Annotated in this window: 13 protein-coding genes; 11 read left to right on the top strand and 2 right to left on the bottom strand. The window is 44.3% G+C overall.

Annotated features, from left to right (window positions below; translation table 11 throughout):
* The first annotated feature begins 8 nt into the window (after nt 1-8).
* Entirely contained in the window at nt 9-557 is a 549-nt protein-coding gene (locus tag MKY63_RS29055) for a shikimate kinase (protein ID WP_235219530.1), read from the top strand.
* Between the two features lie 4 nt (nt 558-561).
* Here the strand turns inward: MKY63_RS29055 and MKY63_RS29050 are convergent, their stop codons facing one another.
* Nucleotides 562-867, bottom strand: a complete 306-nt coding sequence (locus tag MKY63_RS29050; protein ID WP_036686126.1) for a rhodanese-like domain-containing protein — start codon at nt 865-867, stop codon at nt 562-564.
* 110 nt (nt 868-977) lie between these two features.
* On the opposite strand from MKY63_RS29050, the gene aroA reads away from it, so the two are divergent.
* The 8 genes from aroA (at nt 978) to MKY63_RS29010 (ending at nt 10,901) form a co-directional block, all read left to right on the top strand.
* Nucleotides 978-2,270, top strand: a complete 1,293-nt coding sequence (gene aroA, locus MKY63_RS29045; protein ID WP_036686127.1) for a 3-phosphoshikimate 1-carboxyvinyltransferase — start codon at nt 978-980, stop codon at nt 2,268-2,270.
* 75 nt (nt 2,271-2,345) lie between these two features.
* Entirely contained in the window at nt 2,346-2,780 is a 435-nt protein-coding gene (locus tag MKY63_RS29040) for a CoA-binding protein (protein WP_076104783.1), read from the top strand.
* 474 nt (nt 2,781-3,254) lie between these two features.
* Nucleotides 3,255-3,923, top strand: coding sequence for a hypothetical protein (locus MKY63_RS29035; protein WP_076104784.1), 669 nt, complete (start codon nt 3,255-3,257; stop codon nt 3,921-3,923).
* Between the two features lie 262 nt (nt 3,924-4,185).
* Nucleotides 4,186-4,329 (top strand): hypothetical protein, encoded by a 144-nt coding sequence (locus MKY63_RS29030; protein WP_178944159.1) that lies wholly within the window; start codon nt 4,186-4,188, stop codon nt 4,327-4,329.
* An 822-nt stretch (nt 4,330-5,151) separates the two neighbouring features.
* On the top strand, nt 5,152-7,038 hold the full coding sequence (locus MKY63_RS29025; protein ID WP_339810763.1) for a glucose PTS transporter subunit IIA: 1,887 nt from the start codon (nt 5,152-5,154) through the stop codon (nt 7,036-7,038).
* Nucleotides 7,035-8,804: a phosphoenolpyruvate--protein phosphotransferase gene (gene ptsP, locus MKY63_RS29020; RefSeq protein WP_036686134.1), complete on the top strand. Its 1,770-nt coding sequence runs from the start codon at nt 7,035-7,037 to the stop codon at nt 8,802-8,804. The genes MKY63_RS29025 and ptsP overlap by 4 nt, the downstream gene beginning before the upstream one ends.
* A 179-nt stretch (nt 8,805-8,983) precedes the next feature.
* Entirely contained in the window at nt 8,984-9,514 is a 531-nt protein-coding gene (locus MKY63_RS29015; RefSeq protein ID WP_094902125.1) for a sigma-70 family RNA polymerase sigma factor, read from the top strand.
* Complete coding sequence (locus MKY63_RS29010; protein WP_076212710.1) at nt 9,507-10,901, top strand: DUF4179 domain-containing protein; 1,395 nt, start codon at nt 9,507-9,509, stop codon at nt 10,899-10,901. Before MKY63_RS29015 ends, MKY63_RS29010 begins: the two co-directional genes overlap by 8 nt.
* 92 nt (nt 10,902-10,993) lie before the next feature.
* Here the strand turns inward: MKY63_RS29010 and MKY63_RS29005 are convergent, their stop codons facing one another.
* Nucleotides 10,994-11,518, bottom strand: a complete 525-nt coding sequence (locus MKY63_RS29005) for a type 1 glutamine amidotransferase domain-containing protein (RefSeq protein ID WP_036686137.1) — start codon at nt 11,516-11,518, stop codon at nt 10,994-10,996.
* Nucleotides 11,519-11,727: 209 nt separating this feature from the next.
* Between MKY63_RS29005 and MKY63_RS29000 the strand changes: the two genes are divergently transcribed.
* Together MKY63_RS29000 and ccpA are read left to right on the top strand one after the other, a co-directional pair.
* The gene (locus MKY63_RS29000; protein ID WP_038570275.1) at nt 11,728-12,192 is read left to right on the top strand and encodes a hypothetical protein; all 465 of its coding nucleotides are present in this window, start codon (nt 11,728-11,730) and stop codon (nt 12,190-12,192) included.
* Between the two features lie 252 nt (nt 12,193-12,444).
* Nucleotides 12,445-13,455, top strand: a complete 1,011-nt coding sequence (ccpA, locus tag MKY63_RS28995; RefSeq protein WP_036686140.1) for a catabolite control protein A — start codon at nt 12,445-12,447, stop codon at nt 13,453-13,455.
* The last annotated feature ends 64 nt before the right edge of the window (nt 13,456-13,519 follow it).

Here is a 13,519-nt window from a genome sequence, read left to right as displayed (position 1 = left end):
GGATAGTCATGGCTGGGGATACAGAAGAACTAAAAACGATGAGTCAGGAAGATAAGAACAAAAACATTATTTTAGTAGGGATGATGGCGACTGGTAAGTCAACTGTTGGTGCTATTTTGGCCGAGGAGCTGGGCTATGAGCTGGTTGATTTGGATCATGTCATTATTGAGACTGAAGGCAGAAGCATTGCAGAAATCTTCGCAGAAGATGGTGAGGAATACTTTCGAAGCGTAGAAACTGCGGTTCTAAAGCAAATGCTAGAGTCTGAGAATAAATTAATATCCACTGGTGGAGGCGCGGTATTGGCGCCGGGGAATACAGCCTTAATGCTGAGTAAAGGGCATGTGGTTGCGCTAACGGCAACTGAGGAAGAGATTATTGCACGTGTTAGCGGGGATGAGAATCGTCCGCTGCTCGCCGGCAATGCAGAAGAACGGGTCAGACGAATCATGGAAGATCGCCAGGATGCATACCTATTCGCGCATTACACGGTCGATACAACGGGACTGACTGCGGCAGAAGTGTCGCAACATATTTTAATGCATTACCGCGGTTGAGCTTTTAAGAGAGTGTCTCATTCCATTCAATCATACCGCCGCTAAGGTTCGCAGCGTTATAACCAAATTGCTGTAGATATTCGCAGACACGTTGGCTGCGGGCACCGGAACGGCAAATGAAGATCACTTTGGCGTCGCTTGGAATATCCTCTGTACGGTGCGGAATTTCTCCCATAGGGATATGTTGTGCACCGGGAATCATCCCAAAGGCTACCTCTTCGTCTTCGCGAACATCGATGAGTACAAGGTCTTCACCTGTCTCTATACACTGCCGTAATTCTTGCGGTGTGATTTGTGGAACATTATGCATGGGTTTGACCTCTTTTCATCAGAAGAATGGTTTAATGATAACACAAGAACAGAATACCCTGTCAAACGAGCATTACATACCCACTACATCTACTAAGGAGAGTTTATATTATGGACGTTATTGTTAGGCCAACGCCATCTCTGCAAGGAGAATTTGGAGCCCTCTCTTCCAAAAACTATACGACACGTTATCTGCTGGTTGCGGCATTGTCTGAAGGAGTAAGTACGATTTATCATCCTGCACATAGTGAGGATAGCGACGCGATCCGTCGCTGCATAGCAGATTTGGGTGCTGTGCTTACAGAGGATGAGGAAAAGATTGTGATTCAAGGCTTCGGACGTCATCCAAAAGACGTTAAAGAACTTAATGTAGGAAATGCCGGAGCGGTGCTGCGTTTTCTTATGGCTGTGGCCGCGTTAAGTCCTGAGGTTACTTTTGTAAATACGTATCCAGACTCATTGGGCAAACGTCCGCATGACGACTTGATTGTGGCGCTGGAACAGCTAGGTGTTCAGGTGGAGCATAATGAAGGGAAATTGCCAATCACGATCCGTGGGGGTAAACCGGTTGGAGGCAGAATTACTGTCTCTGGTGCAGTAAGCTCCCAGTTCTTAAGTGCTCTATTATTCCTGACACCATTGCTTGAAGAAGATAGTGAAATTATTGTCCTCGATGATTTGAAATCGAAGGTTGTCGTGGGCCAGACCTTGGAAGTGTTGGAGCAGGCAGGTATTGTGGTGCACGCTGCGGATGATTACATGTCCTTTAAAGTTCCAGGTCGTCAAGCTTATGCAGCTAAGTCATATACTGTTCAAGGTGACTACCCAGGCTCTGCGGCAATCCTTGCGGCGGCTGCCGTTACAAAGTCGGATGTGAAAATCCACCGTCTTGCAGAACAAAGTAAACAAGGTGAAAGAGCCATTGTTGATGTGCTGCGGATGATGGAAGTTCCTCTTACTCATGAAGAGGGCACAGTACATGTCCAAGGGAACGGTATCCTAAAAGCTGTTGAATTTGATGGAGATGCTGCAACCGATGCGGTATTGGCCATGGTGGCTGCCGCAGTATTTGCAGAAGGCACCTCCCGATTCTACAATGTTGAGAATTTGCGTTATAAGGAATGCGATCGCATTACCGATTACTTAGCAGAATTAACCCGTGCCGGAGCTAAGGTAGAAGAACGCCGCGATGAGATAATTGTTCACGGTATGCCTGAAGGTGTCGAAGGCGGAGTCACCATTAATGCGCATTATGACCACCGCGTAATTATGGCACTATCCGTAGTGGGCCTGCGTGCGCGTAAACCTCTTTTGATTAAGGATGCACATCATGTGGCAAAATCTTATCCACAATATTTTGATCACTTGCGTGCGCTTGGTGCGAATGTGGAGTGGGTACAATAGGAATGAGGGAGCTAGCGTATCTAGCTTCAGTTAAACAAGGATCATTAAGTGTAACTATGGAAAGGGGCACTACTTATGAGCTTTGAGAATCCAAGTCGGGAGCAGATCGGAGATATCCTTGCTTCCGCAGGTAACATTGCTGTTGTCGGCTTGTCAGACAAAACAGACCGAACCTCTTATATGGTCGCGGGCGCCATGCAAAGCCGGGGATATCGGATCATTCCCGTTAACCCAACGGTGGATGGTGAGATCCTGGGAGAAAAGTGTTATCACACTTTAGCAGAAATTCCGGAGCCAGTGGACATCGTCAATGTATTCCGTCGAAGCGAACACTGCGCAAAGGTCGCGCAGGAGGCTGCTGACATTGGCGCACGTGTGCTGTGGCTCCAGCAGGGTATAGTTAGCGCAGAAGCCGCTGAAATCGCCGCTGAGCACGGTATGATCGCCATTATGGACCGCTGCATCAAGGTCGAAGAAGCGATCACAATGCATGGGCGTAGCCGGCAGTAGGGTTGGTCATATACTGTTGAACTGAACACTGAGTTAAGTGTGTGGTGATTACAGTTATCGTTGACCAACGGACGTAACAAGGAACTGACGAATAACGAACTAGCTGGTGAAGAATGAACTAGCTGATGAAGAACGAGCTAGCTGGCGAAGAACGGACTAACTGGTGAAGAACGAACTAGCTGGTGAAGAACGAACTAGCTGGTGAAGAACGGACTAACTGGTGAAGAACGAACTAGCTGTTATGAATGAGCAAAAGTGCAATAAACTAACTAGGTTTAAATTTATGACGCTGAGGTTATAGCAAACTTAGATGATGGAGATCAGCCAAAGTAAGAGGTATTGTGTAACAAAAGGTGCGATTTTTAATGTAACTCGCCTGTTGAGCTAGTTATAATGAGATTAGACGAAGAACGTCCTTTAACCGCTTTTTGCGGTGAAGGGCGTTTTTTTATTTTGTAGGGGAGGCTATAGGTTATGGAGTTTGAAGAAGCGCATGGTTTGTTTATCGACCAACATATGAAATCAAGAACAGGTGAAAGAAGAGGGAGGCTGGTTAGAGGCAATAATTTTGCGGAAAAGCTATTTTTGCAGAATGTATGGTGGCCTATGTTTGAGTCCCTAGACGATTTGCATCCAGAATACGAAGTATATGACTGGAATCGCAAATCACAATTTTTGGACTTTGCTTTTCTTCCGCAGACGGGCAGCAGCTTTGGGATCGAGTGTGATGGATATCAAAGCCATGTGAAAGATATGGACCGCGAGAAATTCAACTATTCAGTAAATCGGGACACTTTTTTGACTGGGATGGGCTGGAGGATGATTCATTTTTCTTTTGATGATATCCAGCAACGTCCCGAGGTCTGCCGGATGCTGTTACAACTGGTGCTGGCGCCTTACTTGGCGCGTAAATCTGCTAGCGTAGCTATTTTATCTGAGGAAAAAGAGGTTCTGCGTTTCGCTTGGCGTCTAGGTAAACCGGTTCGTCCAAAGGATGTGGCCACGCATTTCTGCATTAATTTCCGTACGGCGCGTCGATTGCTGCAATCATTAAGTGAGAAGGGGTTGCTGAAGCCGGTTAATCAGGGAGAAAGAATTCGGTATTATGAGGTGAAGGCTCTCAGACCAGATCAAATGTGGTAAGAGGATCTTTAGAGTCTGCGCAAGGGAATAATTGCACTTTGTACAACTAAATCGCCGAAATAGTTATCTAAATGCGAAATAGTTGTACTTTGTACACTTAAAACGCATCAAAGATTAGGTTAAGTGGGAAATCACTAAAAATAGTTGTATGAAGTGCAGTTAAAAAGGTGCTTAGAGTAACGTCGATATGAATAGTTGCACAAAGTACACTTAAACTCAGGTGGAATTCCTAACTGTGAGTTTAGGGTGTTGGAGATAGCTAATGGGGGGAGAAAAGTTCGATGTTATGAAGCGAATGCTCTGGGATCAGATCAGTTCAGACCAGACTAGACCAGACCAGACCAGACCAGATCAAATCCAATCCAATCCAATCCAATCAGGTATGCTAGGGACATCTATGGGATAGCTGCGCAAGGGAATAATTGCACTTTATACAACTAAATCGCCGAAATAGCCATCTAAATGCGAAATAGTTGTACTTTGTACACTTAAAACGCATCAAATATTAGATGAAGAGGGAAATCATTAAAAATAGTTGTATGAAGTGCAGTTAAAAAAGTGCTCAGAGTAACGTCGATATGAATAGTTGTACAAAGTACACTTAAACTCAGGTGGAATTCCTAACTGTGAGTTTAGGGTGTTGGAGCTAGCTAATGGGGGGAGAAAAGTTCGATGTTATGAAGCGAATGCTCTGGGATCAGACCAGACCAGACTAGACTAGACCAGACCAGACCAGACCAGACTAGACCAGACCAGACCAGACTAGACCAGACCAGACCAGATCAAATCCAATCCAATCAATCAAATCAGGTATGCGAGGGATATCTATACGATAGCTGCGCAAGGGAATAATTGCACTTTATACAACTAAAACGCTAAAATAGCTATCTAAATGCGAAATAGTTGCACTTTGTACACTTAGAACGCATCAAAGATTAGATGAAGTGGAAAATCACTAAAAATAGTTGTATAAAGTGCAGTTAAAAAAGCGCTCAGAGTAACGCCGATATGAATAGTTGCACAAAGTACACTTAAACTCGATTCTGACTCTGTAGTATTAATAGCCCCACGTAAATACCAGCTGTTCTATGGATTCTAATGAATAAATGTTTAGTGGAAAGTGAGAATATTTGTTTTAAAAATGTAACGTGAAGATCTCATGAGTTTCTTTTGACAAAAATCCCCGCAGCGCTTACCATTCAATATAGAAAGAAAGGAGAGGGTAGCCTTGAATTGGCTCGGATCATTGCAGCAATTGGGCAGAGCCATAATGCTTCCTACCATGGTACTGCCGGCGGCAGCCATTTTGCTGAGTTTGGGCAGCTTACCTTGGTCTGCATGGGGACTTTCTTCGGTGTCTGAAGTGGCTACTTACGCGGGGCAGGCAATATTTTATTATATGCCTTATTTGTTCGCTGTAGGTGTAGCATGGGGGTTATCCAATCAAGCCGGAACAGCGGGTCTTGCAGCGCTGGCTGGGATGTTCACTTACGACCGAATTGTCACCCAAATGGGAGACGGGCTTGTACAACCTGCAACACTAATCGGAATTTTGCTGGGGATCGTTGCCGGTGTCGCGCAAAACCGGTTTAAAAATATTAAGCTTCCAGAGGCGATCCAGTTTTTTGGAGGGTCGCGTTTTGTTTTGCTGTTCATGGGCTTATTTTCTGCCGGGTTCGCGTGGGTAATGTTAGGAATATCTCCGCTGCTGCAGATTGGGCTGGATAATCTTTTTCAGGGAATATTGCAGACGGGCGGGTTTGGTGTTTTTATCTATGGGGTCCTATATAGGGTTCTGACCGCTTTTGGACTACATCATATTCTTAATAATGTGTTTTGGTTTCAATTTGGGAATTTTACGACTCCTGATGGCAGTGCTGTGGTTCAGGGGGATTTGCCGCGTTTTTTTGCAGGCGATCCTACGGCGGGGATTTTTATGGCGGGGTTGTTTCCGATTATGATGTTTGCGCTGCCTGCCATTGCTTTTGCAATTATTCAGGAAGCGCGCGAGGATTTGAAGCCCAAGATTAAAAAGACTTTTGTGCGTGCGGCGTTGGTTTGTTTTCTGACCGGGGTTTCGGAGCAGATCGAATTTGCATTTTTATTTGCTTCTCCGTATTTGTTCGCGGTACATACTGTAATGTCCGGTCTCGCAATGGTACTGACCTACATGCTGGGAATCCATCACGGGTTCTCCTATTCGGCTGGAGCCATTGATTTCTTCTTGAACATGCATTTGTCACAGAGGGCTTGGCTGCTGATTCCGATTGGTATCGGCTATGGGATTGTATACTATAATTTATTTCGCTGGGCGATTCGCCGTTTTCAGATCCCGACACCGGGGCGTGAAGAAGGTTCAGAGCTTGGGGATTGGGCCGGCAATATCCCTTATCAGGCACCGCTAATCTTAGAGGCGCTTGGGGGCAAGGAGAATATTGTACAAGTGCAGTCCTGTATCACCCGTCTGCGGCTTACGGTTCATAATGACCGAGATATAGATACTGGAGCGCTTAAAGGTTTGGGTTCCGCAGGGATTATCAAGCTGGGCGGCGGAAATGTCCAGGTAGTATTTGGCACGTATTCTGAACTGATCCGCGAGGAGATTAACAAGCTTATGCTTCGTGATTTGCCGCAGGTGCTGTTCAGTTCGCCAATGCAGGGCAGAATGATGCCTATCGAGGAAGTGCCTGATCACATTTTTGCAGCTAAGCTAGTGGGCGATGGGGTTGCATTTTTGCCGGAAAAAGGGGAGCTTACTTCACCCGTATTCGGGAAAGTTATGCACGTCTATCCTACAATGCATGCCGTGGGTATTTCGACGCCGGAAGGGCTGGAAGTACTCATGCATATAGGGATCGACACTTCACAGCTCAAGGGACCCTTTGAGGCGGTTGTAAAAGAAGGCGACAGCGTGGAGCCAGGTCAATTGCTTGTTAAATTCGACCTCGCTTATTTGCGTGAACATGCGGCCTCATTGGCTACACCGATGGTGATCACGAATCCTGATCGGGTCAAATCATGGAGCTATGCTCCATTTAAAAATGTTAAAAAGGGGCAATCATCAGTAATGTCCGTAGTCTTACACGAAAGTAACGTTGGAGGGATTGAAGGATGATACAAGGCATAGGCGCAGCAGCAGGTGTAGCTATCGGGAAGGCCTTTGTCTTGCCGAACTGGGAATGGAGCTTACCGGATACACAAGTGAACCCAGTGGATCTAGCTAAGGAGTTTGAGCGTTTATACGAAGGTATCCGTACCTCTAAGGACGAGATTGAATTCATTAAAAAAGAGTTCAGAGAAGTGGTAGGTCCGGAGGAATCGAGTATTTTTGATGCTCATCTGGCGATCTTAGATGATCCTGTGTTCATGAGTGAAATCCGCGGGATCATTGAACGCCAGTACAAAGCGGCAGAAGTAGCTGTGAAAGAAGCGATTGATCATTTTGTAGCGATGTTTGATCTGCTAGACGATGAGTACATGAAGGAGCGGGCGGTTGATATCAAGGATGTCGGAAACCGTCTTTTAAAACATCTTTTAGGCGCTCCAGAGGTTACGTTACCATCGGATACACAGCCATATATTCTTGTTGCGAAGGAGTTGTCTCCTTCCCAGCTAGCTCACTTGAATCCAACTTATGTTCTAGGTATTGTCACCATGATGGGCGGTAAAACCTCACATTCCTCCATTATGGCTCGTGCGCTAGGCATTCCGCTTGTAGCGGGCTTGGAGAATAATCTGTCTAATCCTATTCAGACCGGGGACATGCTTGTGATCGACGGCGATACCGGATCTGTACAAATCCATCCAGATGAACTTACGATAAATGAATATGTAGCGATTCGGGATAAACAGCATAAAAAGAAAGAGCAGCTGGAACTGCTCGCCACCGTGGAGGCTGTCACCAAGGATGGTGTGAACCTGCGACTTGCCGGCAATATCAGTTCAGTTAAAGAACTCAACATAGCACTTAAGTATGGTGCTGAAGGTGTAGGCCTGTTCCGTACAGAGTTTCTTTATATGGACCGCAGATCTTTCCCAACTGAGGATGAACAATTTGAAGTGTATAAACAGGTTGTCGAGAAGGTGGGCAATAACACTGTAGTGATTCGTACGCTGGATATTGGCGGGGACAAGCAGTTGGATTATATCCAGCTGCCTGAAGAACAGAATCCTTTCCTTGGTTATCGGGCGATTCGCATCAGCTTGGATCGATTGGATATGTTCAAAACCCAGTTAAGTGCCATTTTGCGGGCAAGTGCATACGGGAATGTAAAGTTAATGTTTCCGATGATTTCTTCCGTAGAGGAAGTGCAGGCGGCAAAAGCTGTTTTAGAAGAAGTGAAAGCTGAGCTGGAGCAACGAGATATCCCTTTTAACCGGAATCTTCCTGTGGGTATTATGATTGAAGTTCCGGCGGCGGTTATGATTGCGGATTTATTGGCTGAGGAAGTTGACTTTTTCAGTATCGGCACTAATGATTTGGTTCAATATGTGTTAGCGGTAGACCGTATGAATGAACAAATTGCTCATATGTATCATCCGTACCATCCAGCGGTTCTGCGAATGATCCGTATGACGGTAGAAGCGGCACGTAATGCCAAGATTGATATCAGTGTATGTGGTGAAATGGCGGCGGATGAGCGTTCTTTGCCTCTTTGGCTGGAGCTGGGAATTAGAGATCTCAGCATGTCGCCGCAGGCGCTGCTGAAGGTTAAACACCGCACACTGAACACATTGGCCAAGGATGCCAAAAGAATTGCCAAAGCGTGTTTCCATCATCGTACAAGCTCAGAGACGGAAGAAATGTTAACTGCGTTTGCGCAAAAAAGTGGCCTTACGCTTGGATCAAGCGGAGAACTACAGGAGAAAGCCTCATCCTAAAGTTACTGTAACTTTTATTCAATTCATATCAAGGTTCGGCATTCTTGCCGAGCCTTTTTCTATATTTATGACATACTTTTAAAAAAACAAAACCGTTTACCCTGCAGCGCAGTCAATACATAGAGAGAGTTACACAGAACCGATTTAGGAATAAAGGCAAGGGGGGAGGCAGGCCGAAAATGGATCACATTATAAATGATGAAATGGAAATGGCCGCTACGGACGAAGAGCTGTTTTATGAGCAAGTGGCTGGACAGAAAAGAAAACTTTATAGCATTGCCTACAGCTATTTGCGAAATGAAGCGGATTCGCTGGAGGTTTTGCAGGAGGCAACCTGCCGCGCATGGATTAAACGAAAGAGCTTAAAAGACGCGGAGCGGTTCGCTCCTTGGTTAACACGTATTTTGATTAATTGCTGTAATGATGAGCTGAAGCGCCGAAAGAGGAATACAGTCGCAGAAGCTGCTCGAAGTGATGAGGGAATCATGGAGATGAAAAGTGACCGCAGACTGGACATGGAACAAGCGCTGGATGGAGTGAAACCCAAATATCGCCAAGTGCTGGTGCTCAAATATTACAAGGATATGACCCTTGCCGAAATTGCAGAGGTGCTGGATAAACCAGAGGGCACAGTGAAGACATGGCTGAATAAAGGATTAAAACAATTGCGTGACAAAATGAAGCGGAAGGGGGAGCTATTTTATGGCTGAGTCTGAAGAAAAGCTGCTTAAGGATTATTTTCAGAAAATCGATGCGGAGGCAGAAGAAATTTTGGATGTAAAACTGGACACTGCGATCCGCAGGGGGATGCAGCAAGGGAACCGTACACGTTTGTCTTTTAGTAAAAGGTACGCTGTTGTTGTATTGGTGGTCTTGGCATTCGCCTTACTTATAATTGTGCCTTGGGCAAATCAGATGATAAATCCCGTACGTGCACAATTACCTCCAAAAAGCTGGGGCCAGCTTGAAGTGTTTAGACCCGTTATTGCTAATAATCTGACGATTAAATCAGCACTTGATGCAGGGATGATGAAGGAGGTAAGTATCTCTTCTTCTGAGGTGGACGGGATAACATGGACTGTTAACGGAATCATTGCAGATCGAAGAGGCATTGCAGTGCTTTATACAATCCAGAACAATACGGATCAGAAGATGCGTCTTTTTGGCTTGTCTTTGAAAAAGACTCCAGAGGATAAATACCACCTTAGTGGATACAGCGGGTTTAGCACTTCTAATGCACAAGAGGTTGGGTCCCCTGGGACGACTCGTATGTATGAGCAAATCGTCTGGGATAAATATCAGGATGAGATACCAGAGGAGTTGAATATCACATTATCGCTTTTTCCAGATGCTCTTAGTCAAGTTTTTAATAACAAGGATATAAAAGAAATGGGTGTCAAAATTCCACTGGAAGCCGATAACAATTATTTTCAAGGAGAACTTGTTGATTTGAAGGATAGTCTGTCTATCGGTGGACAGAAAATTATAATGGACCAGGTTTATATTGGACCTACGGGTATTTATATGCGGGAAACCTTTGGCAGAGAGAATACAATGAGGATTTTTAGTTTGCTATCACCTAAGCTTGTCCTCGGAAAAGGGGATCATCAAGAGGAACTAATGCGGGCAAGTGGATCGAATATTTACCACAATGACAATATGAGACCTAATGATCCAATCAAACTTGAAGTTGAAGGAATCTCTGCTCTAGATCAATCAGAGGTCGAGCTTGTGATTAACACGGAAACGCAGCAGATTTTAAAGGCACCGGATAACTCTCTCTCGATTTCCAAACGGACCGCGGACGAAGAGCAGGGGATTATAGTATTGGATTTATTGATTCCCAAAAAAGTTGAGGAGTTGCATGAAGCAACCGGTTTTGGGATAGACGATAATTTTGTGGATAGCGCTGGAAGCGGACATTGGCTTGTACATGATAATTACTCCGGATATAGAGAGTATAGAGAGGATGCAAAAGGAACTACAATAACTTATTTTCTTAACGTGGGTCAAGAAAAGCTGCCTCAACCTTTGACCTTTAGGTTTACAAATTATCCAAATATGATCATGGAGACGGATTCTATGCGGATCAGGTAATAATTTGGAATTTTAAACGCCTCAAATCAAAAGCCCTGCTCCTCAAATTGTGAGAAACAGGGCTTGTTTGATTTTAAACTATATACCTATGTTTATTCCCCAGCAAGTGCATCGCAAAAGGCTTTGCCGTATGGCGGAAGATCTGGCGGGCGGCGAGCGGAAATGATATGTCCATCCGTAACTACAGCCTCATCCTTCCAGATGGCTCCGGCATTCTCCATGTCATCACGGATGCCCGGCGTGGAGGTGACGGTTACACCTTCCAGAATTTTAGCAGAAATTAATACCCAGCCTGCATGGCAGATCTGCCCAATTGGTTTTTTAGCCGCATTAAAATCCTGTACTAGCTTTAGAACGGCACTGTATCTACGGATTTTATCAGGAGCCCAGCCGCCTGGAACCAAAATCCCATCATAATCTGCGGCATTAAGCTCGTCCCAGGAGTATTCTGCTTTAGCAGGTACGCCATATTTACCGACGTACGTCTTATTTTTTTCCAGACCTGCCAAGTGAACCTCGGCACCTTCTTCTCTCACCCGATACACGGGATACCAGAGCTCCAAATCTTCAAATTCATCGTCTACGAGTGCTATCACCTTTTTACCGGCTAGTCTCATTTAGTTAAGCTCCTTTCGATTCCCATGATTCTTTCATTATTCTATCAAATTTAAAATATGAAGTCATCTTTAGGGATGTAAATTATAGACAAATTGCCAATTTAATCATTATATGCAATAAAGGAGGGTTTTAATCGAGTGGAGTCGAATATAGAAGTTGAAAAAGTCAAACTTTGTGCTTTATTAATTTTGTGCAAGAGGTGTAGAAGATGTATAAAGATAATTTGATGGAGAAGTTGTGCAGTTGTGGTGGCCTCATGAACTTACATATGCATTCTTTGATTTTTAATACGAAGATGAAGATTACGCATGTTCCTGTCTATACCTGCCCAGAATGCGCTAGTTATGAACCTTTGCAGTTTATTAAAGCAGATCTAGGCAAATTAGTAAAAGAACTCAGTGGAGATGATCCTGGAAAAGATTTTTTGTTTACGGAGAGAAATGAATTGGCCAGTGTATTAAAAGAATCCTTGTCAGAAACTATAATAGGGGGAATATCAGAACTAGAGACGATAATCCGAGAGAGGATTCAGACCCGAGTCGATATGCTTCTCGATATCTATCGTTTAGCTGAGAAGCTGTCAGACCAGCATTGGATGGAAGAAACTAGTCGAAGATTGTCTCAATTATCCTTCCAAATGACTGAAAATGAAGATTATAAAAAAATTGTGTGAAAATAATGAAAATTTTTCACGGAATGTTGGATTTTTCACTCACTTTTTGTTACGATAGATAGAAGTTACATTATTGATGCTCTTGGACAGGTTAACCAGCACTGGTCACAATTTTAATCCAGGGTGACGTTTTCAGCCTTGAAAGAAATTTTGAAAGGAAAATGAAGCGTTATCATTGCACAAATGTACAAAGTGTCGTATCATATTTTTAATTAGTCGAACGATAAAATTTATCGCAATGGAGAGAGTAATTTGACGGTAACCATTTACGATGTAGCTCGAGAAGCAGGCGTATCTATGGCTACGGTATCACGGGTTGTGAATAATAACCCTAACGTGAAACCGCAGACCCGGAAGAAAGTTTTTGAAGCGATTGAACGTTTGGGATATCGTCCCAATGCCGTGGCAAGAGGTCTTGCCAGTAAGAAAACGACAACCGTTGGGGTTGTCATCCCTGATATTTCAAACTCGATTTTTGCAGAAATTGCACGCGGGATTGAAGATATCGCGAACATGTATCATTACAATATCATATTGTGTAACGCGGATAAGCGTAAAGAGAAAGAAATTCGTGTCATTAATACCCTTTTGGAGAAACAGGTCGATGGTCTGCTCTTCATGGGGGGTACAGTAACTGACGAACATATTCAAGCTTTCCAGACTTCTGCAGTTCCGATTGTTCTATGTGCTACACGGGATGAGAAGGGAACTTATCCTTCCGTTGACATCGATCATGAAACCGCTGCTTTTGATGCTGTGAACACATTGATTCGTCACGGTCATCGTGAGATTGCTATGATCAGTGGCACACTGCAGGATCCTGCAAATGGATATGCACGTTTCCATGGTTACAAGAAAGCACTGGAACAGGCAGGAATCGAGTACCAAGAGGATTTGGTACGCATCGGTAACTACCGCTATGAATCTGGTGTAGAAGCAATGAAGTATTTCCTTGGACTCAAGAAGAAACCAACCGCTATTTTTGCGGCAACGGATGAAATGGCTATTGGCGCCATTCACAGTATTCAAGATGAAGGTCTGAAGGTACCGGATGATTTCTCCATCATTAGTGTGGATAACATTCGTATGGCTTCGATGGTTCGTCCTTTGCTGACAACTGTAGCTCAGCCTATGTACGATTTGGGCGCGGTTGCGATGAGACTTTTGACCAAGCTTATGAAGAAAGAAACCGTTGAGAATCCGCGGGTTATCCTGCCTCATGAAACGATTCTCCGCTTGTCGGTTAATCATCTGAATAAGTAATTTAAGAACTGAACAGTTATTCCGTAAAAAGCTCCTTATGGAGCTTTTTATGTTTTTATTTATT

It is taken from the genome of Paenibacillus sp. FSL R7-0189, assembly GCF_037969925.1.
Lineage (GTDB): Bacteria > Bacillota > Bacilli > Paenibacillales > Paenibacillaceae > Paenibacillus_AQ > Paenibacillus_AQ odorifer.
The sequence above is the reverse complement of the archived record's forward strand: the minus strand, read 5'-3'. Positions and strand labels throughout refer to the sequence as shown.